Annotated in this window: 17 protein-coding genes; 3 read left to right on the top strand and 14 right to left on the bottom strand. The window is 46.8% G+C overall.

The features are described from left to right. Positions 1 to 191: 191 nt before the first annotated feature. From AC5YB1_RS16865 to AC5YB1_RS16830, 8 genes are all read right to left on the bottom strand, one after another. Positions 192 to 1,217 (bottom strand): methyltransferase, encoded by a 1,026-nt coding sequence (locus AC5YB1_RS16865; RefSeq protein ID WP_494520102.1) that lies wholly within the window; start codon positions 1,215 to 1,217, stop codon positions 192 to 194. Positions 1,218 to 1,625: 408 nt separating this feature from the next. Beyond that, the gene (locus AC5YB1_RS16860; RefSeq protein WP_494521670.1) at positions 1,626 to 3,059 is read right to left on the bottom strand and encodes an alkaline phosphatase; all 1,434 of its coding nucleotides are present in this window, start codon (positions 3,057 to 3,059) and stop codon (positions 1,626 to 1,628) included. Positions 3,060 to 3,071: 12 nt separating this feature from the next. Next, the gene (gene gshB, locus AC5YB1_RS16855) at positions 3,072 to 4,019 is read right to left on the bottom strand and encodes a glutathione synthase (protein ID WP_494520101.1); all 948 of its coding nucleotides are present in this window, start codon (positions 4,017 to 4,019) and stop codon (positions 3,072 to 3,074) included. A gap of 46 nt (positions 4,020 to 4,065) precedes the next feature. Further along, the gene (gene rsmE / locus AC5YB1_RS16850) at positions 4,066 to 4,797 is read right to left on the bottom strand and encodes a 16S rRNA (uracil(1498)-N(3))-methyltransferase (RefSeq protein WP_494520100.1); all 732 of its coding nucleotides are present in this window, start codon (positions 4,795 to 4,797) and stop codon (positions 4,066 to 4,068) included. A 3-nt stretch (positions 4,798 to 4,800) separates the two neighbouring features. Beyond that, positions 4,801 to 5,529: an endonuclease gene (locus tag AC5YB1_RS16845; RefSeq protein ID WP_494521669.1), complete on the bottom strand. Its 729-nt coding sequence runs from the start codon at positions 5,527 to 5,529 to the stop codon at positions 4,801 to 4,803. Between the two features lie 220 nt (positions 5,530 to 5,749). Further along, positions 5,750 to 6,325 carry a SprT family zinc-dependent metalloprotease gene (locus AC5YB1_RS16840; protein ID WP_494520099.1) on the bottom strand — a complete coding sequence of 192 codons (576 nt, stop codon included), beginning with the start codon at positions 6,323 to 6,325 and terminating at the stop codon, positions 5,750 to 5,752. Positions 6,326 to 6,382: 57 nt separating this feature from the next. Beyond that, positions 6,383 to 7,543 (bottom strand): PA0049 C-terminal domain-containing protein, encoded by a 1,161-nt coding sequence (locus AC5YB1_RS16835; protein WP_494520098.1) that lies wholly within the window; start codon positions 7,541 to 7,543, stop codon positions 6,383 to 6,385. A gap of 387 nt (positions 7,544 to 7,930) precedes the next feature. Continuing rightward, the gene (locus AC5YB1_RS16830; protein ID WP_494520097.1) at positions 7,931 to 8,842 is read right to left on the bottom strand and encodes a LysR family transcriptional regulator; all 912 of its coding nucleotides are present in this window, start codon (positions 8,840 to 8,842) and stop codon (positions 7,931 to 7,933) included. A gap of 121 nt (positions 8,843 to 8,963) precedes the next feature. Between AC5YB1_RS16830 and AC5YB1_RS16825 the strand changes: the two genes are divergently transcribed. Beyond that, entirely contained in the window at positions 8,964 to 13,517 is a 4,554-nt protein-coding gene (locus AC5YB1_RS16825; RefSeq protein WP_494520096.1) for an ATP-binding protein, read from the top strand. An 88-nt stretch (positions 13,518 to 13,605) separates the two neighbouring features. Here the strand turns inward: AC5YB1_RS16825 and AC5YB1_RS16820 are convergent, their stop codons facing one another. Then, a complete protein-coding gene (locus AC5YB1_RS16820) occupies positions 13,606 to 14,823 on the bottom strand; it encodes a cation:proton antiporter (protein WP_494520095.1) in 1,218 nt (405 codons plus the stop codon). Between the two features lie 122 nt (positions 14,824 to 14,945). Here AC5YB1_RS16820 and AC5YB1_RS16815 point away from each other — a divergent pair, with 122 nt between their 5' ends. Then, positions 14,946 to 15,824 (top strand): universal stress protein, encoded by an 879-nt coding sequence (locus tag AC5YB1_RS16815; RefSeq protein WP_494520094.1) that lies wholly within the window; start codon positions 14,946 to 14,948, stop codon positions 15,822 to 15,824. Positions 15,825 to 15,827: 3 nt separating this feature from the next. Here AC5YB1_RS16815 and AC5YB1_RS16810 read toward each other — a convergent pair whose 3' ends face one another. Together AC5YB1_RS16810 and AC5YB1_RS16805 are read right to left on the bottom strand one after the other, a co-directional pair. Next, the gene (locus tag AC5YB1_RS16810) at positions 15,828 to 18,398 is read right to left on the bottom strand and encodes a cation-translocating P-type ATPase (protein WP_494520093.1); all 2,571 of its coding nucleotides are present in this window, start codon (positions 18,396 to 18,398) and stop codon (positions 15,828 to 15,830) included. Between the two features lie 233 nt (positions 18,399 to 18,631). Beyond that, the gene (locus AC5YB1_RS16805) at positions 18,632 to 18,892 is read right to left on the bottom strand and encodes a DUF5062 family protein (protein WP_110455847.1); all 261 of its coding nucleotides are present in this window, start codon (positions 18,890 to 18,892) and stop codon (positions 18,632 to 18,634) included. 176 nt (positions 18,893 to 19,068) lie between these two features. Here AC5YB1_RS16805 and AC5YB1_RS16800 point away from each other — a divergent pair, with 176 nt between their 5' ends. Beyond that, positions 19,069 to 19,470, top strand: a complete 402-nt coding sequence (locus tag AC5YB1_RS16800) for a VOC family protein (protein WP_494520092.1) — start codon at positions 19,069 to 19,071, stop codon at positions 19,468 to 19,470. 604 nt (positions 19,471 to 20,074) lie between these two features. On the opposite strand, the gene AC5YB1_RS16795 is transcribed toward AC5YB1_RS16800, so the two are convergent. The 3 genes from AC5YB1_RS16795 to AC5YB1_RS16785 all read right to left on the bottom strand — a co-directional run bounded on the left by AC5YB1_RS16795 (position 20,075) and on the right by AC5YB1_RS16785 (position 23,733). Then, positions 20,075 to 21,277 carry an IS4 family transposase gene (locus AC5YB1_RS16795; RefSeq protein ID WP_494520027.1) on the bottom strand — a complete coding sequence of 401 codons (1,203 nt, stop codon included), beginning with the start codon at positions 21,275 to 21,277 and terminating at the stop codon, positions 20,075 to 20,077. Between the two features lie 170 nt (positions 21,278 to 21,447). After that, positions 21,448 to 22,374: a hypothetical protein gene (locus AC5YB1_RS16790; RefSeq protein ID WP_494520091.1), complete on the bottom strand. Its 927-nt coding sequence runs from the start codon at positions 22,372 to 22,374 to the stop codon at positions 21,448 to 21,450. Positions 22,375 to 22,791: 417 nt separating this feature from the next. Continuing rightward, entirely contained in the window at positions 22,792 to 23,733 is a 942-nt protein-coding gene (locus AC5YB1_RS16785) for a DUF2971 domain-containing protein (RefSeq protein ID WP_494520090.1), read from the bottom strand. Between the last annotated feature and the right edge of the window lie 1,077 nt (positions 23,734 to 24,810).

Raw genomic sequence — 24,810 nt, 5'->3', positions numbered from 1 at the left:
GAGCTGGGTCTCGCAATACTAATCAAATTAAATCATTAAATTATTTATCAATACGCCATGATAACAGCAGTGGGTGTTAAGGCTTGATGGGGGGCGGTTGAATTCACTTTTCCGCCAGTGGGCTACAGTGAAAAAAGCTAGGCGACAGGGGGGCGGCTAGCTAATCTCTTCATCCTAGCGTTAACAATAGGTCATTTGCGTTGCGAGTAAACCTTGTACTTATTGTTTTCAGCGCTGACATTGACGCCCTTAAAAGTGCCAGCGATAGCCTCACTATAGGGCAGGTGGCGATTGGCGACGATATGCCATTGTCCACCGCGAGTGAGTTTTTGTGCGCTATCTTGTACAAATTGGGTGGCGATATTCGTGGTGCGATGTAAGCCATCATGAAACGGCGGGTTAGAGATAATCGCGTCAAATTGCCCCTGGGTTTGTGCTAAGCCGTCTGATGGATAGATTTTAGCGGTCATATTATTGGCCGCGAGCGTCAGCTCACATGAGGCTAGTGCCATGGCGTTAATATCGACACACTCCATTGTGATAGCGGGGTCTGCTTTGAGTAAGGCGGCGCTAATCACGCCGGCGCCGCAGCCAAAATCGAGCACTCTACCCGAGAGTTTCGGCAAATGTTCAAGCAGTAACTTCGTGCCTTCATCTAAACGTTTTTCGCTAAATACTCCCACCAAATTACAGATGGTTAATGCGCCTTGTGGAGTATCGAGTGTATAGCGGCTGACCCAGTCATTGAGATTCATTTGCGGTGCGGCTTCTATTAGCTCGGCGCTAAATAACAAACAGTGGCGAGCGTTATCCAGTTTGCTAACTGCATCAAAGTAGTTTGGTAGCTGTTTAGTTAGTGAGCGCACTCCACCCTTATTTTCACCCACTACCAGCAGTTGCCCACCTGGTTTAAGGTGCAGACCGGCTAAATTCAGTAGGTAGGGCGCTAAGCTTTTAGACTTAGGATAAAACAGCACGACACAATCGAATCGCTCATCATTGGTCATTTGATGGCCAAAATTCAGTTGTAGCCGCTCAGAGCCGTAGGGTAATAGTGGTAAATGGTGGTTGAAATCCAGTGCTAAGGTGCTGACCTTATTCGCGACGCTCAGTAGCTCTTTTGCTAATAAGTCGCCTTCGATGTTGAGCAGTAAAACATCTTTTGATTCAAGTAGATGACTGTTTCTTACGATCAGTTGTGATGGATTAGATAGCACGAATAACCAATATCATAGGGAAAATTTGCAGGGATTATATCCCATGGGCAGAGATTATAAATAATCATTTTATTCTGCTGCTGAGCTGATTTTTGGCTAACCTATTAATTATATGGAGTTAAGTCTCTTTTTAGTCTGGAGACGCCATGTGTTAACGCTTCACATCTTACAGCTTCACCATCATCTTTATATTGTGCTTGGAGCATAAATTGAAGGTGACGATTCATCATCACTAGCTAATGTTAAGCGCATCTGGCGTGCAGCTTTAACCATACAGCACGCCAGAGTGAAGTCGCCAACGCCTATAGGTCAAAACTAAGTTCAGCACTTAAGCCCCTCATGTATTTTGCCAACTTAAACTGAAAAGTTAAGCACATTAGGGACTAATCACGCTGTGGTAAGTGCCTGTTACTGGACGAGTGTGACGTTAGCGGCGTTAGGCTTTTGTGTTGGTGATTGCACTTTGTCCTCTACGGTTGCTGGCGTTATCACCGCCGCTTTTGGGGCGTCTTGAGTATGCGATTGCTGAGCTGGCATCACCTTGGGTAATAGGCTTATTATTTTGTTGGCAATATCAGTATTATCTTGATGCCCAGCAAATATCGTAGCCGCAGGGCCTGTGGCAAAGACTTGCACATCCATGCCAGTATGGCCATCGGTTGTCCAGCCAGTGTTAGAGCGGGTATCGATAAGGCGTTTAATGGCGTTATCGAGCACCTTGTGTCCTTGCATTCGAGCGTTGGCCAGTTGGCGTGTTTCAGGCTCATTCAGTGATAAACCTAAGCGACTTTCAACCACGGTGCGCCAGTCATCGGCGGCTATCGCTTCGGTGGCAATCGTCGCAGGGTTGGCACTGATGTTACGCAATACTTGGCTGTCCCAGCGATAGTCGCCATTGGCACCTATCGATAATCCGCCCGTGTTGTGATCAGCCGTCACCACTAACAAGGTGTCGTTGTGGTGACGAATGTACTGCTCAACCACCTCGATGGCTTTGGCAAATTCATGCATCTCCGCCATTGCGCTTGCAATATCCTTGTTATGGCCGGCCCAGTCGATAAGGCTACCTTCGACTAATAAGACAAAACCTTGCTGGTTAGTTGAGAGTAATTCAAGGGCTTTACTGGTCATCTCACTAAGGCGGTTGGCATCTGGCTCATCAATCGCCCAAGGCAATTGCACCTCGGCAAAGAGCCCGATAACCTTAGGTTGCGTCACCTGTGATAGCTGGCTGAAATCGGCAAGATAATGATAACCCTTGGCCTCAAACTCTTTAATCAGCGCGGCGGGGAAATACTTTTGCCCACCACCGAGCATGACATCGGCATCGGTATTGAGGTAGCTTTTGGCTAATGCTTCGTAGTTACGGCGACTCTCATTATGGCTTAAAAAGGCGGCGGGAGTGGCGTGATTGATTTGCGAGGTGACCGCTACGCCAGTACTCATATGGCGTTTTTTAGCTAGCTCCATGATGGTCGCTATCGGTTGATTATCGGTATCGACCGACACGGCGCCATTATAACTTTTGACCCCAGTCGCCAGTGCGGTGGCGGCTGCGGCGGAATCGGTTACTACGCCGCTAACCGCTGCCGGATAAGTACTGGCATTGCCGATGGCGAGACGATCGAACACCGTCTGCTCAACCTCTTGAGTGCTAGGGTTATCCTGATAATAACGGTAGGCGCTGGTATAAGCGGGCCCCATACCATCACCCACCATGATCACGATATTTTTGGGACGGCTAGGGGCCGCCTCTGGCGATAATGGATTAGCACTTATCACGCTGCTGTGCAGCAGCACCGTAGCAAGTGAGCAGGTGGCTATAAGCGTTGATAACTTCATCATGGCTCCAGATTATGACTTTATACGGGCTTCGATAGCGTCCATCAACATGCCGGTAATATCGACGTCATAGGCTGCCTGGATCTCTTTAATACAGGTTGGGCTAGTGACATTAATTTCGGTTAGTTTGTCGCCAATCACATCTAAACCGACGAAGATCAGTCCACGTTTTTTCAACTCAGGGCCAATCGCATTGGCAATGGCCCAATCGCTTGCAGACAAAGGCTGCGCCACGCCTCTACCGCCAGCCGCTAAGTTGCCACGGGTTTCCCCATTTTGTGGGATCCGCGCCAAGCTATAAGGCACAGGTTGGCCATCGACTATTAAGATCCGTTTGTCACCCGAGGTGATATCTGGGATAAAGGCTTGTGCCATGGCATATTGCTGACCATGGTTAGTTAAGGTTTCGATGATCACCCCAAGGTTAGGATCGTTTTGCTTCACGCGGAAAATCGAGCTCCCACCCATACCATCCAATGGCTTTAAGATGATATCGCCTTTTTGTTGATAAAAAGCACGAATACGCGCAGCATCGCGCGTGACTATGGTTTCGGGAGTAAATTCGCTAAACCAAGCGGTAAACAGTTTCTCATTGGCATCACGCAAGCTTTGCGGTTTGTTGACGATTAGCACGCCTTGCTCTTCGGCGCGCTCCAGCATATAAGTGGCGTAGATGAATTCAGTATCAAACGGCGGATCTTTGCGCATTAAGATAACATCGAGCTCCGCCATTGGGGTGTCGACGGCGTCACCTAACTGGTACCAGTTTTGCTCATCTTGCTGCACTGTTAATGGGCGCATAGTCGCCATGGCGTCGCCATTGACCATGGCAAGATCATGCATCTCCATATAGAACAGCTGATAACCCCGAGATTGGGCCGCCATCAGCATGGCGAAACTAGAGTCTTTCTTGATGTTGATGTCGCTGATGGGGTCCATCACGATGCCAAGCTTAATCATCTCTCTTTCCTTATTCAATTGTGACGCATTCGTTATGGCGAGTGGGTTAGCCCAAGTCGCCGAAATTAAGTTGTAGTGCACTAATGGCGGTTAAGGCTGCGGTTTCGGTGCGCAGTACTCGTGGGCCTAGCAGTACATCAGTAAAATTATCTTGTTCCGTCATCGCGATCTCCTGCTCCGACAGTCCGCCTTCGGGACCAATCAGCAGGCGTACACGCGTGGTATTCAGTGCTAAGCCTTTGATACCGTGCGAGGCTCTTGGATGTAAATTGAGCTTAATAGCGGTGCTGCTTTCATGGCTCCAGTCTGCTAATGCCATGGCGGGGCGTACGATGGGGACCACGCTGCGGCCTGACTGCTCGCAAGCACTGATCACAATTTTCTGCCATTGTTGAATCTTTTTCTCTAAGCGTTCACCCGCTAATTTAACGCCGCAACGTTCTGAAAATAGCGGTGTAATGGTATTCACGCCCAGTTCAACTGACTTTTGTATGGTAAAGTCCATTCTATCGCCGCGGGAGATCACTTGCCCAAGATGCAGGTGCAGTGGTGATTCATTGTCGTTAACCGTTTTAGTTAAGACCTTCACTTCGACATTTTTCTTACTGGCACTGACGATCTCGGCGACATAATTGTGTCCATCACCATTGAACAGTTCAAGCTGCTCACCTGGGCCCATTCGTAGTACGCGGCCTACATGCCCAGCCGCTTCAGCATCGAGCATGACGCTTGCGGTTAACTCTAATGCACCTGCTTGATAAATTCTGGGTATTCTCATCTGCTACTCCGCAGTTTGCTGTATCTTAGCCTGTTGCTGACACTGGCTTTGCACAAATGGGTTATGGTTGCCCTGACGTGTAGCGATGGCGTTATCGCGTCGGCACTCAATAGTATCAACTGGATAGGTTTTATCCCATGCTTTAAATAGCTTTAGCTGACTTTTGGCAATTTGTAAGCCGTAAGTTTGCTGCATATAAAGGTAAGTGCGCGCTATCTGCCCACGGGTATGGGGTGGTGGCTCCACTTTGCGAGACTTAAAATCGACGACCATGGCACATTGACCATACTGCTCAGGCGTAGCATTCCACTGGCTAAAGCGGTAGTTGCTGCGATCGCCATTGACCTCGCCGATAGCAGGCACCAAATTATGCAGGTCACTTTCCATTTTTTTGAACAGGTTATCGCTCTTGCCGCAATGTTTACGGCCACCTTGTTGCCAGCATTGGCGTTGATGATCAAACTCCCAAGCGGGCACTATGTGCTCCCATTCAATTCTGCTGGCGCGCTTTTGTTGCTTGCGCACCTGATAACCGCAGCGATTAAAGTCCGGTTGCCACAACTTGCCATTGATGGTGATGTCGCAGCCGCAATAAAAGCTAGTGGTGTTAAGGTCTTGGCTGTAAATCGTGCGCGCAATGTTTTTGGCTTGGTTAAAACTCGTGGGGTGCGAGGCAAGCGTATTGGCCGACGCCAGCGATAATGCCAGCAACGCCATTACCCTCAGCGCCATAAGGCGCCGAGTATAGATATTCTTTAACACATTTAATCCCTAAAAAAGATAACAAAGCTTGCGTAGACACAGTGGCGATTAACACGAAAGCGGTCTGAGCAAGCTTACTAACAGCACTTTGGCCGTTTGGTGCCGATTTTACGGGATGGGACGCAGCTTAAGCAAGGGGCGAGATGAACAGGTGTTGGTTGCCTCTTAGTCGAACTGTCGAGTAGGTATGCTACCTCGTGGCTGACGATGCTAAGGTGAGGGTCTGTTTGCAGCGTCGGCAGCGATAGTGAGTTTGCTCTCGCATGACTTTATTATGGCGGCGAACACTCAAAGCTATCGGACCACAAGCACATTGATAAGCGAAGGTTTTTCCTTGTACTGAGCGGGTATCTAAGCTGTGAGTTGTACTCGGAGTCAGCTTAAACAGGGTTATCATCAGGGTTTGCCACTCAATGCCATGGGGTTTGACTCGACCATAAAGCTGGTGGGCGAGCAGGTGACATACCTCATGGGGGACGACTTGAGTTAAAAACGCCTCTGGATTTTCTTCGAGTAAAACGGCATTAAATCTCAATTTATTGAGTTGTAAATGCGCTGTGCCAGCGCTTTTACCCCTGAGTTTAAAGTTAACTTGTGGGCGAGGGAATCGGCGCTGTAATTGATGCTCAGCCTGTTGATAACAAAGGTCAACTTGGGCCAGTATTCGTGCTTGGTTGTCTGTCTGTGGCAATGGTGTTACAGCAGGTGATAAGGGAGCCTTGAGCATCATAGCTTTATTAATCAGTCTTTTAATACGTTGATACATCTAACATCTTATATTTGCGCCCCTATTTGATTGTCGGGGCGCTGTTGAGTGTGCTGATTATAACCGAGTTGCTGCGGCTTCGACCATAGTGGTTATCTGGTTGACAATAGCCATCTCGGTGGCGGCGTCGTAGCGGCTGACGCGCGGGGTGTGTATATGGCCAACCTTAATGCCACTATTAAATTGCAGCCCTAAGAGCACTGCACGGTAGGAGATCTCATTGGAGAGATAACCGCCGCCGGAACCCTCAACCGAAGTAGCGTTTTGCAGCTCCAGCAATGAATCGGCGCTAAAAGTCCCTCTTGCCAAGGTGGTCACAGTGCGATTGTCATTAATAGGCCATTGTCCTTCGATGTTTTGCATCGCACCCACAGGCAGTGAAAATTCAACAAATTCTGGGCCGTTTAAGGTGTTGCCCTCTAGTAATGGTGCTTTAGGTGCGGTTGGTGTGGCTCCGGTCAGGACGTTGAGGTTGTCGGGAGCGTCGGCACTGCGGTTACGGCCTGGAAAGCGTTCTAAATCGAAGTTCTCTCGACCCATGCTGACGGTAACAATGGCATCGACGCTATTATCGCGATAAATCGGTGTGAGCAGTGATTCAATGATCCCTTGGTCAAAGTCGGCAAATCTAACTGGTATCATGACGGTCTCAATTTGAGCTTGCTTGCCATTAACCGTGAAACTGTAGCCATCGAGAGCTAAAGCGGCTAAGCCCGAAGGGTTACTTTGGTCAATATTGCGATCGAGAAAGAAGGGGTCGAAGCCAGTTAATAATATGCGGATTTGGCTTTGCTTATTGAAGTTGATATCGCTAAAACCACGTGAGGATTTCTCAACAGCATTGAGTAATATGGTGCGCTGCCAAGGGGCAATGTTAAATGCAGGCTGATGTTGTTTTAACTGAATTTTCATTGCTAGGCGACTCCAGTAGAGTGGCCTATCATCTTGACCGCCAGATTGTACGTCTCTGACTGCTTGCTGCCATAAGCGCTCGCCTTGACGAGCGACCATTTGGGTCATCACCAACTCATCTGATTGACGCCGAAATTTTTGTTGTAAATCCTCTACCATCGCCTGATATCGGTTGACCACATTCGGCATGGCAGCACTCGCTTTGGGTAATCGCGCCTCTTCAATATCCGTTTTAGCAGCTACGGGCAAAGCGATAATGTGGGTTGCAAGCAGAGTACATAACAGTGCCGAGCGCAAGTGAGTCATTGCCATATCCTTTCAATTGTTAACTGTACGGTAAACATACGCAATATCAGGTGACTAAGCACCAACATGGGGCGTATTTTATGGGGCGTATTTTTGGGCTTCAGTATGCACCAGAATAGTGGTGATGGAAAGTTGCCTAAACTTGAGGCTGATAATGGATAAAGTAAATAACAATCACTCGTTTTAGTTAGCTTTTTCAAGTAGGTGGCTATTATATAGCAGGTGGCTTGGTAAGCCCCTCTAGTTTTTTAGGCACTTACACTGTTTCCAAAAGTGGAGCTTTCCCAACTGAACTGGAGACAGAGCGTTATCACTCCATGTCGTTACTGCAACCGTGGCACTTGAGATGGGGGGATTGCCTAGGTTATAAGTTAATCGTCGGCGATGCTACATCATTAACGATTGTAATGATTCATGGCTACTAAAGCGTTTGGTAAAAAAATCTAAAAATACGCTAATGTTCGTCGCCAATTGCCGTCTGCTCGAATAGACCCCGTATACTTTAAAGGGTTCGATGGGCCAGTCTTGTAAAAGTGGCACTAGGCTGCCGCTAGCTAATTCCGTTTTACACACAGAATTAGACAGCATGGCAATACCAAAATCATCCAATACTAATTGTTTGACCATTACGGCACTGTTGACTCTGACTTTACGTTTAAAGTTAACCATGGTCTTACGTTGACCTTTACCTAGCGGCCAAATAGGGGCTGAGCGCGAGGTGCCAAGCAAAATACCATGATGGTCGCTCAGTTCCTGTGGTGTTGCTGGGGTGCCTTTGGCTTTTAAATATGCTGGACTGGCTACTAATATAGGTTGGCGCTCTAACAGTAAGCGCGCTACCAAGTCAGAGGATTGCAGTGGGCCGTATTTGATGGCGATGTCGTAGCCTTCACCCACTAAGCCGACATCATTGTCGGTAAATTGGACGTCGAGTGCCACGTTGGGATATAAGCGCATAAAGCTACTGCATAGGTTGGCGATGAGCTCTTGGCTAAACGAAACCGGAATAGCGATACGCAGTGAACCAGATACATCATTATGAGTATTTTCAATGGTTGCCTTGGCAGCTTCGACTTCATCGTTAATACTACTGCAGTGTTGATAAAATAATGCACCCACTTGAGTAAGGCTTAAATTACGCGTATCACGCTGCAATAAACGCACGCCTAACTGCTCTTCGAGTTGGGCGACTTTACGACTGATGGTCGACTTTGGCATGCCGATATCGCGAGCCGCTTGAGAGAAACTCTTAGCTCTCACTACCGCTGCGAATAGCATCATACCGTTCAAATCTGGCATTATTTTATCACTGTCTCAAAAATGGAACATAGCGTCTAAGCCAGTTTAATAGCATTTGACCCTATAACAAAGTTATATTTATTGGCTAAAAATTTTAGAGGCTAAAGCAGAGGATCAATTGATGACCAGCACCAATCAGCCCACAAACACGACTCAGGTTCAAACTGCCGATCCGCTTTTTCTTCAAGCGGAGCATTTGGCACAAGATTTTTCTTTGTTTCCAAAACACAGTAAGCAGAGTCTGTCAGAGCAGATTAACGGTTTATTAAGTGAAGAGACTATTCAGTCTAATCTTAAGGAATTGGAACAATTAGACGTAGATGGTTATGTCGCTAAAGTGATTCAACCCACCTTAGATAAAAACCGTCTTGGTGCCAAGCGCGTTATTGCCGATCTCAAAGGCAAGCTGATCACCGATAAACACTTAGGCCCATTTTACAGTGCTGAGGTTGAACTCAATTTTGGTACTCGCACTCGCCGTATCGGTTTTATTGCCCAAGAGCGTACCACCAGTAATGGTGCATGGATGCCTGAGCATCATCTAGCCGCTTGTGCTGCTATTCGCCATTTTGCTGAATTAGCTATGCCTATCGTTTACCTTATCGACACCCCAGGTGCCGATGCGGGTGAAGTGGCTAACAGTCAAAACCAAGCGCACACAATTTCTAAAGCCATTGCCGAAAGTGCCAACGTCGATGTCCCTACGGTGGGTATCGTGATTGGCGCTGGCTACTCTGGTGGTGCCATCCCCTTAGCTGCGGCTAACATTTTGTTGTCACTGCGTGATGGTATTTTTAACACCATTCAGCCTCAAGGGCTGCAAAGCATTGCGCGTAAGTACAACTTATCATGGCAAGAGTGTGCTAAGTCGGTAGGTGTATCGCCAGAAGAGCTTTACACCTCGGGTTGTATTGATGGCATTATCGATTTTTCTCCGTCAGATAAAGATGAGCGTCAGCATAATCTTCGCCGTGCGATCATTAGTAGTATTGAAGCGGTTGAGAATGCCGCAGTGCAGTTTGTGCGCGAGTCGAAAGATTTACGTGAACATTATGACCGCAGCTTAAATCGTTTCTTGCACCCGTCAAAGAACCTTTCTGCTCTAGAAGAGCAGGCGGGGTTATCGGTTGCTGATAATCCAACGATGCACCTTAATTTATTCGGTAGTTCATACCGTTACCTACGTTACTTAACCTTACGTAGCCGTATTCATTCTATTTCTCAAGAGCAATATGGCCGTTTATCTAAGGTGAGCGTGCCTGAAGGCGATCTGCTGGCGCGTATCCAGCAAGAGCAAGATAAGGTATTCCAGTCTTGGTTATCTAGCCCAGATAAACTGGTTTACGACGAAGATCTCAATAAGTTATGGAGCAACTTTACCGCCAAGCGCGATGATGTGTCTACCGAACGTAACATGCTGACGCGGTTTATTTTAGGTGAGCCTAAAGAGAATTATAAAAAGGCGCGTAAGGCACTGTTATTCAATATCGGTTGGTCGTTATACCATCGCTGGAAAGGCAACGCCGAAAACAATTTCAAAGGCTTGATCCACTATCTAGAAAGCTTGCCTGATGAAGTGACGCAAGCTGACTGGCCAGAGCTTAATCAACTGACAGTTCTGGATGTGATCGTCCATGACGAGCTACGCGAAGATTTTATTTGGCAATGTTATAACATCTTAATTTTCAATGCGCTGTATGACAACGTGGTGGGCAACCTCGCCTCAATCGCGAAAGAAGCCATGATGACGAAGAGTTTATCGCGCGCCTCTGTCGACAAGCTGCTGCATGACTCAATCGATCGCGCTATCTCTAAGCAAGATACCGCTAACGATAAGAACAAGTTCTATAAGTGGCTGAAGTATTTTATGTCGCAGTCAAACCGTGCCGATCTACTGACCAAAACTGAACAGTGGAAGAGCGTTGGTTTCCCGCAACTTAACGACAGTCTATTCGTTATCTTGACCTATTTCTTCGAGCGTCTACTGCCTGAGTATTTTGCCAGCGAAGAGAAGAGCAGCGATTACACTGGTGCCATCAACCCTGTGCGTATTGGTCGTCGTAAAGACTTCTGGAACCGTTTGACCATGGGTTATCAAGATCTGCTTATCCAGAAAGTGCTTCGCGATGAGAAGCGCAAGGGTAAGATGACTTGGGAAAATGTCATTGCTAAATTCTTCAGTGATTTTGATGAGCTAAATGGCGACAAAATGTCGGCTAACCTACTCAATTTCCCAGGTTTCCGTTTATCAATTGAAGATGCACTCGATAAAGGCATTCGTCCGTGTGGCTTGATCACCGGTACCGCTAACGTTGAGTACAAGGGACAAACCATTCGCGCAGGTGTGGCGGTATCCAATACCGCATTCCAAGCGGGTGCGTTCGATATGGCTAGCGCCGAGAAATTCAGCGCGCTGTTGATCGAATGTGCTAAACGCAGACTGCCGGTTATCTGTTTCATCAGTTCTGGTGGTATGCAGACTAAAGAAGGGGCGGCAGCGCTGTTCTCTATGGCCGTGGTAAACGATCGTATTACCCGTTTCATTCGTGATAATGAACTGCCAGTGTTGATGTTTGGTTTCGGTGACTGTACCGGTGGGGCTCAAGCCAGTTTTGTGACCCATCCTTTGGTGCAAACATATTACCTGTCTGGCACTAACATGCCATTTGCAGGTCAGATGGTGGTACCCGCCTACTTGCCATCGACCTCGACACTGTCGAACTACCTATCTAAGGTTCCGGGCGCAATGAACGCCTTGGTCACTAATCCATTTAGTGACACCATAGATGACCAACTCAGCGGTATCGATCCACTAATGCCTAAACCGACGGCTAAAATTGAAGATGTGATCGGCAATGCTATTTCGACCTTAGTGCCTGAAATGCAAGTGGCGGTGGAAGAGATTGTTCAAGACGATCCTCGTCAGTTGATGAAGCCGATTGAAAAGGTACTGGTGCATGCGCGTGGTTGTACCGCGGTTAAACTTATCCGTAAGGCCCACGACAACAACATCAATGTAGTCTTGGTGGCATCAGATCCTGATATGACCTCGGTGCCGGCCGACATGCTTAATGAAAATGATAAGCTGGTCTGTATCGGTGGTAATACTTCAGATGAAAGTTACCTTAACGCCTATTCAGTGCTGAAAGTGGCTGAATATGAGAACGTTGATGCGCTGCACCCTGGTATTGGCTTCCTGTCTGAAAGCCCACAGTTTGCCGCATTGTGTGTCAACAACGGCGTTAACTTCATCGGTCCTAGCGTACACAGCATGACCACCATGGGTAACAAGTCGAATGCGATTAAAACCTCGCAATCGCAAAATGTCCCCGTGGTCCCTGGTAGTCACGGTATCTTGACCAACGCAGAGCAAGCGGTCAACGTGGCCAGTGAAATTGGTTACCCAGTGCTGCTCAAAGCGGTACAAGGTGGTGGCGGTAAGGGTATTCAAGTTGTTGAACGCCCAGAAGATATGATCTCTCTATTCCAAAAGACCTCTACCGAAGCGGCTGCGGCATTTGGTAATGGAGACCTTTACCTAGAGAAATACGTTACCTCTTTGCGTCATATTGAAGTGCAGTTACTGCGAGATCAGTTTGGTAATACTAAGGTACTGGGCTTACGAGATTGTTCGGTACAACGTAACAACCAGAAAGTGATTGAAGAGTCTGGCTCAACGATGTTGCCAGATGAGCTTAAGCAAAAGGTGATGGAATACACCCGTGCATTAGGCGATGCTACCGATTACATGGGCGCAGGTACGGTAGAATTTATCTACAACCTCGATACCAATGAAGTGTACTTCATGGAGATGAATACTCGTCTGCAGGTTGAGCATCCTGTCACCGAAGCCACCTCAGGCATTGATATTGTCAGCGCCGGTTTCGACATTGCCGCAGGTCGCTCTATTGAGCACCTTGAGCCACAAGAGATTGGTTATGCTATCGAAGTGCGTGTCACCGCCGAGAAAGCGGCATTAGACAGCAATGGCATATTGCAGTTATTACCGCACCCAGGGGTGATCACCGAATATGCGATGCCTGAGCGCGATGATATCGAGATCATCTCAATTGCCGGCGAAGGCAAAGAGGTATCACCATACTATGACAGCTTGATCGCCCAGATCATCTGCCGTGGTGAGTCGCGCGAAGATGTGATCAACAAGCTGCATGACTATCTTGCCAACGAAGTGGTCATTAAAGGTATTGCGACCAATATTCCGTTGCTTACACGTATCTTAAAAGATGGCACCTTCAACGAAGGCGTGTATGACACTAACTATCTACCACGCTTCATGGCTGAGCTGGATATTCCTGAGCTGATTGCCGAAATGGAAGCTGCAGCGGAAACCGTGGGTGTCGATACCGAATCGCTACGAGTTGGTGAGAGCAATGAGCTAAAAGTATTAGCACAAGGCGCGGGTATCTTCTATACCTCGCCAGCACCGGGTGAAGCTGACTTCGTTAAAGAGGGTGACATTGTCACGGTCGATCAAACGCTTGCGTTAACCGAAGCGATGAAGATGTTCTCTCAGGTGACGCTGGCAGGCTTTAATCGCCAAGGAGCAGTGTTGTACCCAGAAGATAAGCAATATCGCATTGAGCGTATTCTTAACAGCAATGGGCAGCAGGTCTCACAAGGCGAACTCCTGTTTGTAGTATCACCCGTTAACTGATGCCATTGAGCGCCAGCTAAGCTAATTAAAATACCCATCGTTTGATGGGTATTTTTTTAGCTGTTGTTTAGTCACGTGCTACAAGGTATCAGTTAGAGGAGCCTTTGGACGTCGCCTGAGGGGAAGATTGCAGCGCCCATTTGAGTAACAAGGGGCCAACAATGGTGGTAATGGCGATCACTAATACCAGTTCGGTAAAAAGCTTTGCGCTGATGATGTTCATCTGAAGCCCCATCTCGGCAAACACCAGCCCCACTTCTCCCCTTGGCACCATAGCACTACCAACAATCAATTTAGACCGCATAGGGCCATTGATAAAGGCGCCGGCTGCGACTTTTGCGACAATGGCTAAAAGTGACAGTGTGATTAGAATTAACATACCACTGACACTGCTATCGACTTGGCTTAAGTCGAGACTGATCCCCACATAGACAAAGAAGATAGGCGCAAATACATCGACCAAGGGTTTCGATGCCTCTTCCATCTTATGGGTAAACGGGAAGGGATTTTTTAAATAACGCTGCAGCGGCGACACAAATTGACGGCTTAATGCCAAGCCAACGGCGAACCCGCCGAGCAGCGCTGGTGCGCCAAACGCATGGGCTATCCAAGCAAATAGACAGATAAGGCTTAAGGTAATTATCGCCTCATAGCCGCTGTGATGGTCGGTGGGTCTGATGGCTCTGAACAGGTACAAGAGTCCGCGCGCTAGTGGGGGGGCTAACAGTAAAAAATCGACCACTTTGATAATAAGCAGCAAGGTCGCCGCGAGACTAAGTTCGCCAGAGGTGGCGAATTTAAACAGTATGCTGAGTAAAATCACCCCAGCAATATCATCGATCACCGCCGCCCCCAAAATAATATGACCCTCGCGGGTTTGGGCCTGTTTAGCCTGCGCCAGTACGCGCACCGAGATACCAATACTGGTCGCCGTGAGGGCGCAGCCTAAGTAAATGGCGGTAAAACTGGGTTGATTAAGCCAGAGTACGGCGCAGATCCCTACAACGACGGCGGGCAGGATGATACCGATGAAGGCGACGCCAATGGCGCTGCCGCCGGCTTGATAAAGGTGCTTTATTGAGGTTTCGCAGCCGATAGAAAACAGCAGTAGTATCACCCCCAGCTCAGCCATAATCGCCAAGGTGTCATTGGGAGAGATCCAGTTAAGCAAGGTTGGACCAATTAGAATGCCTGCCAGCATTTCGCCCACCACAGCAGGCAATTGCCAGCGCTTAAACAGTTCACCCAGTAGGCGACCACAGAGCAAGATTAAAAAGAGTGACAGCACAAAGCTATCTATGGCCATATTGGCCTCCTGCCGCAATGGTGTATATGATAGTGAGCTTGGTCAATTTTATGACCAAGATCAAGGCACAAGTCACAAACCGTGACTAAGCTCAACTTAAGGTTTAGCGGTAGGAGAGAACCATGGATAAGGTGTTTATCATTTCGCAAAAAGAGCAGCAACAAGCCGATGCAATCGCCACAGGAGTGGAGCTTGCGAGGGCCTTGGACAAAACGGCCGAGGTGTTTGCCTATAGTTATGAGTCTTTTAGTGGCAAAGAGCACTATAACCCTCGGCTTGCTGCCGTGGCGAAGCAGCATATTATGAAGCAACGTAACAGCGACATTGAAGCGCAGCTGCAATCGCTTAAAGCCGATGATATCCCCGTCAATACGGTGTGGACTAAAGATCTGTTCGAACATGCTTGTCATCACTCTATTCGCCATGGCTTTGATTTAATGGTTAAAGCGGTTCATGATGCCGAGCACTATTTACCTGTGGATTGGCACCTGATCCGCCATGTTAAAATTCCGCTGATGTTACTGACCGATAATCCGGTTAACCGCGCCAACAGTGTGCTAATGGCCGTCGATTTAGGGAGCGATAAAGCCATAAAACAGCAGCTTAACCATAGTGTAATTACACATGCCCGCCAACTGGCTAAGGCTACAGGTTGCGCCTTGCATCTGGCTTATGTGGTACGGGTGCCGAAGATCCTCAGAGATATGGATCTCATCAATACTCGCACTCTGATTAAAGAGGCTTATCAGCGTTATCAGTCGCAGCTCGATGAGCTTGGCTTGCCGCAAGATAATATTCATATCTTAGCGGGCGAGCCCGATCTCTGTTTATATGAGCTTGCCTGCCGTTTACGGGCTCGTTATGTGGTGCTTGGGGCGCGCCAGCGTCGCGGCCTACTGGGTTATGTTATCGGTAATACTGCTGAAGCCATGTTGAGCCGTATCCGCAGTAATGTATTGGTGATCCCCGCGGATGACCAGTTACTGTCCTCGCCAGCTTAACGCCTATGTGATGGGCAGTAGTTGACGTTGACGGCGCCAATGGCGTTTATGCCATTCATCTATCAGTAATAGTGTAAGTGCAGTGGTTAAGAGTATTAGCCACTGCGATACACTGATAGGGCTGATTCCAAGTGCTTGGCTAATACCGGGTAAATAGCCGGCGCTAATATGAATGCTCTGAGCAAGCACAATCCCCAGTAACAGCAGTGGATTACTGAGCCAAGGCATAGCAAATAGTGAGTTATGCTCCGAGCGACTGTTAAGGGCATGCACATTTTCAAATAAGACCATCAACATTAAGGTGAGGTTACGCGCGGCTTCTTCGCTAGCGCCCATTTTTAAGTTTAAGGCAAACAAGCCAAAAGCGATTATCCCCATCCATAAAGCACTCACTAACACACGCTCTAGCATAAGACGATCGAATATCGGCTCAGTAGGTTTTCGTGGCGGTTGTTCTATCTCATGGCCTTCGGCGGGTTCAAACGCCAGCGCCACATCTTGCACGCCGTTGGTAACTAGGTTGAGCCATAAAATTTGCAGAGGAAACAGCGGGATGGGCAGGGCAAACAGGACACTCAAAATAAACAGCAGTAGCTCTGCGGCGCCAGTACTGATCAGCAGATAGATCACCTTGCGGATATTGTTGTAAACGATGCGCCCCTCAATAATGCCTTTAACAATGGAGCTAAATTTATCATCGGTTAACACTAAGTCGGCACTCTCGCGCGCCACATCGGTGCCTTTACGTCCCATGGCAATGCCCACATGGGCATGTTTAAGCGCTGGAGCATCGTTGACGCCATCGCCTGTCATGGCGACGAATTCTCCTTGGCGAATCAGTGATTCAGTGATCTCCATCTTCTGCTTAGGCTGCACCCGTGCAAACACGCGGTGGCGCGCTACCAAGGCATCAAACTGAGCTATGCCAGCTTGTTGTGCCTGGCTGAGTTGCTCACCCGTGACAACGTCATCATTCTTGCCTGATACCAATTTAAGTTGATGGGATAGGGCAAGGGCGGTCACGGGATGATCGCCAGTGATCATCGCCACCTTGATGTGGGCCCGCTGGCAAAGATCAACTGCCGCTATCGCATCATCCCTCAGCGGATCGCTCATGGCGACCAGTCCCAAAAATGACAGCTCAGTAAAAGGGTGACCGGGATGTTTCAGTTTAGCCGACGCCACCGCCAATACCCGATAGCCATGCTGAGCCATATAGTGAGTTTGCTGATGGATCTGGGCAAGCTGCGCTTCGGTCAGGCTGCACATGGGGAGCAGTTTCTCCACCGCCCCCTTTACCGATACCACCAGTTCGCTTTCTATTAGATTAATGCTGGCACTAAATTGGTTTTCAGACTCATAGGGAAACAGCTGCTCTTGCTGTGGCTGCAGCGAAGGCGCCATAGGTAAATTGAGCTTATAACCCAAGGCGAGAAATGCCAGATCGACCCCATCGCCATCGGCGTGGATGGTGTTATGGTCAAACTCAAGGTGGGCTTCGTTGGCTAATATGCCGCTCAATCCAAGTTGGCACAGTGCTGGTGCGTTATCAAGATTGATGGGATCTGTGTCATCCCCCTTATGGATCAAGCCGCTGGGAGATAAGCCCGCGCCCGCTACGTGATATTTATCGCCATTGAGTAGCCACACTTGGTTAATGGTCATCTCGTTAACCGTCAATGTGCCTGTCTTGTCTGAGGCGATATAAGTGCACGAACCTAATGATTCGACCGCGACTAATTTGCGCACAATGACATTGGCTTTCGACATGCGTTTCATGCCTATGGCTAAAGCCACGGTGATCGCCGCAGGCAGGCCTTCGGGGATCGCCGAAACTGCCAGTGCCACCCCAAGCAGGAATACCTGCGACAGATCGGCGCCACGCAGCAGGGTGAGACCAAAGATCAGCGCAATAATCACCAAGGTGGCGACGGCGATTATCAAAGTAAAGCGCTCAATACGCTGCATCAGTGGCGGTTTGGTGTGACCGCCGCTGTGAACCATATCGGCAATTTGACCAATTTGAGTTTGCTGTCCAGTGGCAATGACCTCGCCTTCAGCGCGCCCATGGGTGACTAAGGTGCCAGCAAAGGCTAAATCGTTCTTGCTAACCGCTACCGACTCGCCAGTTAACGCCGACTCATCCACCTTAAATTGGTCTTGTTTTTCAATGCGAATATCGGCGCCAATGCGATCGCCATTGCCAAGCATCACATAGTCTCCGGGGACTAAGGTGCTGCTGTTGATGGTCACTGGGTGGCCGTCGCGGTAGACACGGCTTTGCTGCGGCACCATATTGCCTAGGGCATCGGCCGCTTGCTGGGCTGAGTATTCTTGCAGCGTCCCTATGATGGCGTTGAGCAGCAGCACGGCAAAAATAAAGATGGCATTAATGAATTGGCCTAATAGTAAACAGACTAAAAAAGCCGCCAATAGCACATAGATAAAGGCGCTCTTAAACTGGGTCACAAACAGTTGTAAGAAGCTTAATTTGGGCGGTTTAGGCAGGCAGTTTTCACCGTATTGTTGTAAGAGTGTCTGTGCTTGCTGACTGGTGAGTCCGCGCAGTGCCACTGCAGATCCTTAAGTTAAGAGCGGGGGATATGCTTGATCTATAGCTGATCTTTATCCACTTTGCAGGGAATTACTTTGCTTGTTGATGGAGATCAAATGGTCAATATGCCGCCCACCAAGCTTGGCGGCGGTCAGCTGTGACCCAGTCAGTTGGTGGAACGAGAGATGGGGCAAGTGGAGGTTCGAGAGAATAGGCATCAGCTTAGTTATCCAGACAATGCCTAGGATCGGGCTTAGTTAAGCAGCGGATGATCTTCAGGTAGTTGACGACTGATCCATAAGATCAATTTGTGCTTCATATTAGGGCCATCTTCTTTGTCTGTGGCCAAGGGCTGGATCAGTTTATCTTGCACTAACAGTCGGTAGATACATTCGACTTTATCTTTAGGGGAGATGCCTTTGCCAAAATCGGCAAAGCCACGTTTTTTTGCGTAACCTACACCAATATCCATGGCGAGTTTTAACAGTTGGGCGTCGTGCTTACCTTGTTTCATAAAAGGCTCCATCAAAGCTGATAATCACAAGCTACCCTAAATCACATCAATAACAAAATAGCTAAGCCCCATTTTTGAATCATAGGGGCTATTTGTGTTTAACTGGGCAATCAACTGGTTACTCTTTCAGCAACCAGCAATGAATAACGGCACCAAAACATAGGAGGTTAACGCGCATGATAGAGGTTAACGGAGTGGATCATGTGGTTTTTCGTACCACCAAGCTTGAGGCTATGCTGCATTTTTATACCCAGGTACTTGGCTGCCATCTGGAGCGGCAGCTGGCAGAAGAGGGCTTAACTCAGCTGCGCGCAGGCACCGCCCTCATTGATATTGTCACCTGCGATAGTGAACTCGGCCGCCTCGGTGGTAAAGCACCGCAGCAAGATGGCCGTAATGTCGACCATGTATGCCTGCTCATCACCTCAATGGATGAGCAGGCATTACTGGATTATCTCGCAAAATTTGGTATCACCACCGAGGGATTTGCCAAGCGTTATGGCGCCCAAGGTTTCGGACGCTCGGTTTATATCAACGACCCAGAGGGTAATGTCATCGAACTCAAGTTTTCGAATTAGTGCTGTCGAAAGGGCAGCTTACAGCATTTTGCCTTCGGCTAAGTGGGTGTTGGTGATTGTTTTGTGAACCATAGCTTCATGGTTTATCAATTGCCTTCGAATGAAGGTGTTGGCATTTTTGGTTGGTAGCATTTAGTCGAGTTTGTTTTTATTGATTGATGGTAGCGTTAACCTTCATCATGTTGAATTGCTTGCCGCAGGCCTTTCGTGCAGGTGCTTCTTCGGCACCGCTGTAAACCCATCCTTGGGCGCTCTGCGATTTCATCCCTGAAATCGAAGGCCTCAGCCGCACCTACACCGACTTATCACTCTCTTCGATTTAGCCGTAATTGGTATCCACAGAACCGTTAAAAGCTAAATTATTTTTGGACATTTCCGAGTCAGGACTTTTGCTCTAATAAATGAGTTTCAGATTAATATTTCTATGGATTAAGGTAAAGTTCGGCACCTTACAAGCTGTTGAGTGGATCGATGCAGTGCTGCACGACTTGCACGCCGTACAACGCGGCTACAGCAATGGTAATAGGGAGTGTCTTGAATTCTGCGAGTTCGCGATATATAAGTCTCCTTCTTTAATGCTTAACCAAAGCACTGGGGGATCCCCTCATAATTCAGGTCTCCCAGCAGTGTGAACCAACTTTATGTATTCATGCATTGCCCAGCGTAAATGCTGCGCTGTTATTTGATAGTTTTCCCTCCGCCGAACCTCTTTCCCCAATCTGACAATCGACAGCACAGGCCGGTGCCGAATGGTGTTGGCCTGAAAGTGTTTTTGCCAGCCTAGATGTAAGGCAACGATACCAATTAGCCATAAGGCAATTTCTGCCAGCATAGCGATGAGCAGCAACACATCTAGCCGCTTCGGACAACGACTTTTGCAGTGCCTCAGCCCCATGCCGTATTGTGGACTCTTCAAGTCTCGAAAGGTCTCTTCAATCTGCATTCGCTTAGCGTAGAGCTTTGTCACTTGGACCGAGTTAAAGTGATTAGGTGGTAAGTTGGTTGCCAATAGCCACGGCTCTTTGCTGCTTCTTCCGTAGCTTGCTTGGGCGGTATGGTTTCTTCCTGCATTTGAGGAACGGCGGTCTTTACGACCTTTTTCTTTCGCTTTGTACAGGTGTAAATGACAGGGCAATGGGCTTTTTCGGGCAAGGTTAACACGGCCGATGTATTTGGCTTTGTTCGTTGCTGTTGGGTAAAGCGACTTATTGGAGTGCCATTGATGTGTTCCAACATGCTGATAACTGACGTCACCACGAACACGCCCTAACCAAAACCAGCCGTGACTTGCTACTTGAGCGAACCAAGTATTGCGATAGCCAGCATCGGTGACGATTAGCGGACAGCAGCCATTCGGAAGCACCTTTGCCAACTCAGTCAGAAAAACATTGTGGCTGCGAGGTGCGTTGTAATCTTTGAATTCAAAAGTACGCTCATAAAGGGTCACGCTGCGCCCTTGAACACTGATGGAGGCGCGCAATGTCATCAAGCGGAGTTGTTCTCTTACATCGGCCCAATCGACAAGCACGATAGGCATTGGGTTAGCACCGCAAAGATGCATTGCATGCCAGCGATATATCGTCAATCGGTCGTTATTGATGTGGCGATTACCGAGCAAGCGGTCAATGCGTTTGATACTGTGCTTAGGCGCCACATTACCAGAGATATTACGGCCTAGCTGGGTCAAAGAGAGTTGATCACCATCTAGTAATGATTTAGTGGCAACCATAAGAGAATTAAGACGTTTTTTGTGGATGGAAGAGCATTGATTGCTAAGAGAGTCATGTAGTATTGTAATGTCACGCATGGTGTTGTTCTAGTTTGTTTTTGGCGAAATTGATTAGATCAAACAGCACCATGCGTGTCTACTAATTGATTGTAAAAGAAATTATCTGGGGATTCCCTAGACCAAAGCATAGTCGGAGGTTTATTGTTATGCCATTAAGAGTGGATGTCCACTTTTGATTTATATAATCACTAACCATGCTGTGTTGGTTTAAAACTTCGATCTATATGTTCAAATAACTTATTAGACCAACTAATATAGTTTTCTAGTTTTGGGTTTCCTGACCTCTCCTTTTTAGTTTGAGATGTCATTTTTATGTTGGCATAATGATGTAATTTATCAAGATCTTTACCATCTAAATACAGATAAGTGCTTCCATCGGGTTTATACTGAACATTCCCAGCATCGAAGTTATAATTTAAGCTAATAGAAATATAAATATTAATAAATGGGGTGTCAATAACAATGCTTTCATCAGTGCCTGAAATTTTAGTGTTCGGCGGAAGGGTTAATCCATTAACTATACCAAAATCTAATATCTCTGGTGTTATAGGTAGTTTCAGATTATCAATCAAATCTTGAATAGAAAAGAAGGTGTTTTTACCTGCATAAACCCTATCATTATTAAAACTAGTCCTCGATTCATTTCTGAAAACTATAGAAGTAGACGACCAGTCAGGGAATAGTTCAAGCAGCATACCGACAATATTAATTCTTAAGTACTCCGATAGTTTTATACCTAATGCTTTCCTACTATCTAAATCATATTTAAATGCATCTCGAGAATCAGGAATCTCCAAAAATCTGGAAATCACATCACGTTTAAAAACAGTGAATGATGGTTTAACATTATCACTGCTTGAAATAGAGTGTATATCAATAGAATTACCATAATGATATAAATGGGGTCTAACTACTTTAGTAACATTATCGCTCTTCATTGAAAATATGACATTCAATATAAACATAATAACAGCTGCGGCTAAAGCTGTGTATGCAAAAACCATATCTTTAGCTAGTAGGTTTTTACCAACCACATAAAAACCAATCCAAACCACTACTATTATCAATAGTATAATTGGTGCAATAAAGCTCCAATTAAATCCAAAAACTTTCATAAAAACCCTTACTCAACATTATTTCATCACATAAATTACCTGACAGAAACCATTAGAAAAATTCTGACCATCTAATTTAAATCAACAACATAACGCACTTTCAGTTTGTCTACAACTTGTACGACCTAAAATTTCTTAAATTAGCACAACCAAATATTAAAGGGCTAAAACTGAGACATAAAAATGAACTAACTCATTAAACCAAAAAATGGGACATGCATAACTTCTTGGTTGAACTAGACCCTTTCACATCAACTTTTCTATAGGCAAAACCCTACTTGAACCATTTTCCATTTTAACTGCGAAACACACTTTGGGGCATAAACGAGTCTGCTGCATTTTACTGTCACGTACCTATACAAATGGAAGCGAGAGAATAAGTGATATTCATTATTCCTTGGCGAAACATAGATATGCTCAAGGTTCAAATACTGGTTTTGGCTCCATCTTGAACTCGTAGTCTGAAAGCTTCATCTCATATACTGGAATTTTTTTCTCTATAGCGATATTGATTAGTCTCGTTCTGTTTTTTGGCAGCATCTTTGCGCCCAAATAAATTGCTTTTACAGATGGTGATGGCTTATTACCCGCTGGTTCAGAGAACCCATTCATCAAAATTAAGCGCCATTCATGCTCGTATTCCCAATCCTTTGCTTTATGCATTGAGGATACAATACCCATCATATTGCTTGCTGCTCCTCCGTTTAAACCCACTTCAAAATAGTTCGATGCGTCAAATAAGCGGTCTTCATAGATAACGGGCCAGACTAACCTTCCCAAACCTGATTCTCGATCTAACTCCGAAAAATCATATTCCATAACAAAACCCTTGTGCTCATTTGTATAATGTGACCACATCAAGGTTGAATCAACTCGTTCACTCAACGAGCAAATGTTAGGACCATTTTTTAGATACTGATTAATCTGCTTAACTTGTTCGATGTTAAAATTTTTACCTAAAAGAATGTCATGTACTTTCTCTGGGGCTGGGCAGTTATGAGATTTAGCCGAGATTATTTCTGCGATAGTCATTAATGGGTCTGAAGAGCCTTTTATTATTGCTATCTCATCTTTTGTGTAAAGGCCATGAGCATTCTTCAAGTGATTATTTGCCAATGTATCAGGATGGTATTGGAAGAAAAACGAGCTATCATACGGATCATTGAACTGACTAGCTTTACAGCACCATAGAGTGTTGTTTTTAAGGTTATCTAGCGAGTACTTCCCAAAAGTACGATACTTAAATAACCTTTGGGGTATATGCTTTAGTTTCAAGTCTACAGCTCTCGGAACATCTACACCGTCAAGGTTTGGGGAGAAAAACAGTTTTTTAAGTTCATCGATCCATTCTTTGCTCATCAAATCATTCCGTTATTTAAAAGCAAGATGCTCATATTAAAGGTTTTTAATAGTTCTGAATAGTCATCAAATCAGTAGATGCAAGCCAAAAAACAATCAATCCAACGCATAGCTAATTATTAGGGAAATTTGGTTAAACATCGATGATTAAGAACGACGAGAGTAATAACTCTAACGAGGAAAGGGGCAAAAGCTTCTTAGCCTTTAACTCACTAGTCGTATCAAATGAAGTCCAATCGAAGAGGCGTTAGGTAGAGGTGTAAGCGCGGTTTTGGCCTTCGAAATCATGGATGATTTCGCAGAGCCCACACGGACGTGCTTGAACAACGTCCATGCCTAAAAGCCAGTTCGGCATCCATGCCTCTCGTTCGTAAGCACGAAGCTATGCTTCACTCACCGAGCCAAAAGAGCGCTTGCACATTCCCCGCCGGACAGGCGATTAACAACAGTGAAGGTTCGACCTTCAAACACTTTCAATAAATGAAAATACAGCCAGCCGCTACTCAAACAAATGTCATCGTTCTTCATTCCAAGACCAGCACACTTTGGGGCAAAAGCACGTTAGCCTTTAACTAGCAACCCACATCAAATGCGGCTAAATCGAAGAGGCGTTAGATATAGGTGTAAGCGCGGTTTTGGCCCTTGGCGGCATGGCCAAAAATGTTCCTTACATTTTTTGGCATTCCCTCCATCCATGGAGGTCAGATACCGCCGTGGAGCGTATAGGGACGGCGCACAACGATATCCCTATCTAAAAGCCAGTTCGACAATCCCTGTCTCTCGTTCATAAGCACGAAGCTATGCTTCACTCACCGAGCCAAAAGAGTGCTTACACATAAAGCCTGCTGCAAGCAATTAACACCTATTGAAGGTGCGACCTTCAAATAGGCCGCCAAGTAATACTTGAGCTAGATGCTACAACAACTGCTATCAGCATTCACAGGCAGAATACCGTCGTGCTAGCAGACAACTCACCATGAAGGTGAAACCTTCAAACACTTTGCCATTATTGCAAACACAATAAAAAACCACCTATTGCTAGGTGGCCTTTGCTTGTAACAATAGGCTAGTTTTCAA

The sequence above is a fragment of the Shewanella sp. 433 genome, assembly GCF_059338565.1.
The sequence above is the reverse complement of the archived record's forward strand: the minus strand, read 5'-3'. Positions and strand labels throughout refer to the sequence as shown.